This is a genomic window from Anaerophaga thermohalophila str. Valhall, assembly GCF_000250735.1.
Classification (GTDB): domain Bacteria; phylum Bacteroidota; class Bacteroidia; order Bacteroidales; family Marinilabiliaceae; genus Anaerophaga; species Anaerophaga thermohalophila_A.
Genome location: NZ_AHZV01000284.1, coordinates 1 through 2,656 on the forward strand (window position 1 = coordinate 1; position 2,656 = coordinate 2,656).

Annotated in this window: 2 protein-coding genes; both read right to left on the reverse strand. The window is 43.2% G+C overall.

Going from position 1 to position 2,656, the window contains the following annotated elements; all coding sequences use genetic code 11:
• Positions 1-50: 50 nt before the first annotated feature.
• Positions 51-257 (reverse strand): hypothetical protein, encoded by a 207-nt coding sequence (locus OQ5_RS0114910; RefSeq protein ID WP_016778250.1) that lies wholly within the window; start codon positions 255-257, stop codon positions 51-53.
• Between the two features lie 11 nt (positions 258-268).
• Positions 269-2,656 (reverse strand): hypothetical protein (locus tag OQ5_RS23605; RefSeq protein WP_218054558.1); only part of this gene is annotated, 2,388 nt, incomplete at its 5' end.

The window sequence follows — 2,656 nt, forward strand, 5'->3', positions numbered from 1 at the left end:
AAGAGATGTTAGGGCCAGGCAAGCGTATGCAAAATAAAAAACCAACCCGGTTAGGATTGGTTTTTGTTTCTCAAAATTTCTTTAACAATTTGCTCAGCTTCATATTGATTAATTAAAGCTTTATCAGCTTGGGATTTACTTATCTTTTCATCCATCATGTGAATTGCAATTCCTCCACCATCGTAACGGATTATATATTCAGTTTCACGTTGTATTATTTGACACCAACCATAATCCTTTAATATTTTCTCATCCATGCTTCTCTCTTTTATTTTAAAATAGAATTTACTGTAAATGTGCCTGGCTGGATTTGGTCTACAGTTGCTTCAAATATGCCTCCTGATGTTTTACCTCCGGGTATCCATTTATCATTAGCTCCAAACTCATTACCATCAGGCATCCGCAGACCAGTTGGACTTTCAACATCAATTCTTACTGGACTTGAACCAAGAAATCCTTCATCTAAACCTAATAATCTTTCAAGTTCCTTAACATCACCGCCAGCTTGTTCAATTAATTCATCGGCTTGTGATTTTGGCAAAACAAATGTGCCGCCTGTTGGTGGGCCTATAGCCCCAGATGGTGGACTTGGTGCTATTTTCACAACTCCATCTTCAAATCTGCTTAAATGATTAGTAATATAATCAGCATCAAGATATTCACTAGGACTAGGTCTATCAAACTTTGGTTTAGACAACGCTTCCAAAGCCCCGGGATTCTGCCTCAAAGCATCATCAGCTCCCAGATTGTCCATTTTCTTCCAGGCTTCAATAAGTTCAGGCTTGTTCAGGAACTTATTAAGCGTTTCATCCGATGCCCCGGCAAAATCATCTAAGAACTTATTGCCACCGTCCGGTAAATCATCCAGTTTTTCCAATAAATCGGCAGAGAGGGCTTCATCAAGATTTCTGAACCTTAGCCACAATTTGGCTTTTGGCATTTTTGCCGCCATTTTGACGGCCATATCGGGCAACTTGGTTATAAATTTACCTGTTGCAAATACGCTGGTTGCAGTCCTTACACTTGTTTTAGATACCAGATGGCCTTTGCGTCCGCTGTTGGTTTCAGTGTTGAGCATTTCCTCAAAACCTTCGGAACCGCTTCCGGTAAATTCTTCCAGTGCTATTTCACCCAGGATTGGGAACAATAGCGAGGGATCGTCTACAACCTGCTCTTTTATGGCTTTAAATCCTTCTCTGGCTTCTGCTCTGGCATCCTTATCGGTAACCAAATCATGGATCATGGTTGCCATGCTGGTAATATCAGTAACGGCCATTGCGCCACCTTCGAGGCTACCCGTTCCAATTGGCGGGGCTTTTATCGTGTTTTCCTGCCCGTCCAAATAAACCGGCTGCTCTATTTCAGCAGTTTTTAGGAAGGATATACCAACACCTCCGGCTTCACATAGTATCTTTACAAACGTTGCACTCTTGTCAATCTCAACTTTCTTTCCATCGGGGAAGGCATCGCTGTCAAGGTTTGCCCCGGCACTGTTTAAGGTAGCTTCAATGTCTTTAACTCGGTGTTCTTTTAACAGGGCATTGTTTTTGGTCAGCATGTTGGCCGATATATCGGTCAGAGTTGCCGTTTTTTGCTCTCCATTAACCTTTGCCAATTGTAGGTTCTTTCTTATGCCTATGGCCGCAAATTGAAAAATACCATCGGCATTGAACCCGACACGCATTTTCATGTCAATGCTGCCATTTGTCCAATTACCGGCGTTTATATCGGCATCGCTTGGCGCATCTTCTATGATTTCAGCTTGTCCTTGTTCGTTCAGCCTGTAAACAAGCCCGTTCTGGGTAAATTCAAATTGTTGGTTGTCCCGGGCTTCTGATTGAAGCTGGGTGAGTATTTCGGTTATCTCTGTCAAGGTATACCCGCCCGGGGAAAGTTCCAGTGCATCAAAGCACTGCATAATGTCATTGCCAAATTTGGTGTAAAGGTTGTCAACATCATTCAGTGAACCGGTCTGGCATGCTTTGGAATAATCCTCTTGTAATTGCGTGCATAAATGGGAAACAACTTCCCCTGCATCCATTTGGTTCAACACGATAAACTTGTCCAGTCCGTCCGGTATGTCTATCCCTTCTACATTCAGGTTTTTCGGGATGCTGCTTTCGTCAAAGTCATAGGAACTTATTTCTATTTCTTCCCCTACATAGCTGTATTTCATGAAAAACACGTGGTAGGATTCTCCTTTGATTTTGAAAACCATGCCATCGGATTCGGTGGTCAGGGCTGAACATTTGATTCCAAAAGCAAAAGAATTCGTACCGGAATGTTTTAAAATCCTTAACAGCCTGTTCAGGTCATCCGACACCATCGCCCCCTCTTCCTCATCCTGAGCAAACGCAAACAGCATATTTTGGGGGTCATGAATGAGATCCCATTGGTACTTCCACAACCCCGTGCCCTGGGGCTTACCATAATCCATCAGGTTATCGGTGGTACCTTCGGTTAGCTGGTAAGTGCTTTCCGGACTGAAAGGATGGCGCAGGTTAAACGCGCCGTGGGCCAACTCGTGGGCCATAATCTCATAGTCCATCCCAAAGTTAAAAATAAATCCGTAATGACCGGTAAGGGGCATAAAACCTTTTTTGTCGGCTTCGGGATAATCGATGAAGAAAAGGTACAATGTATTTTTGTCAACCCC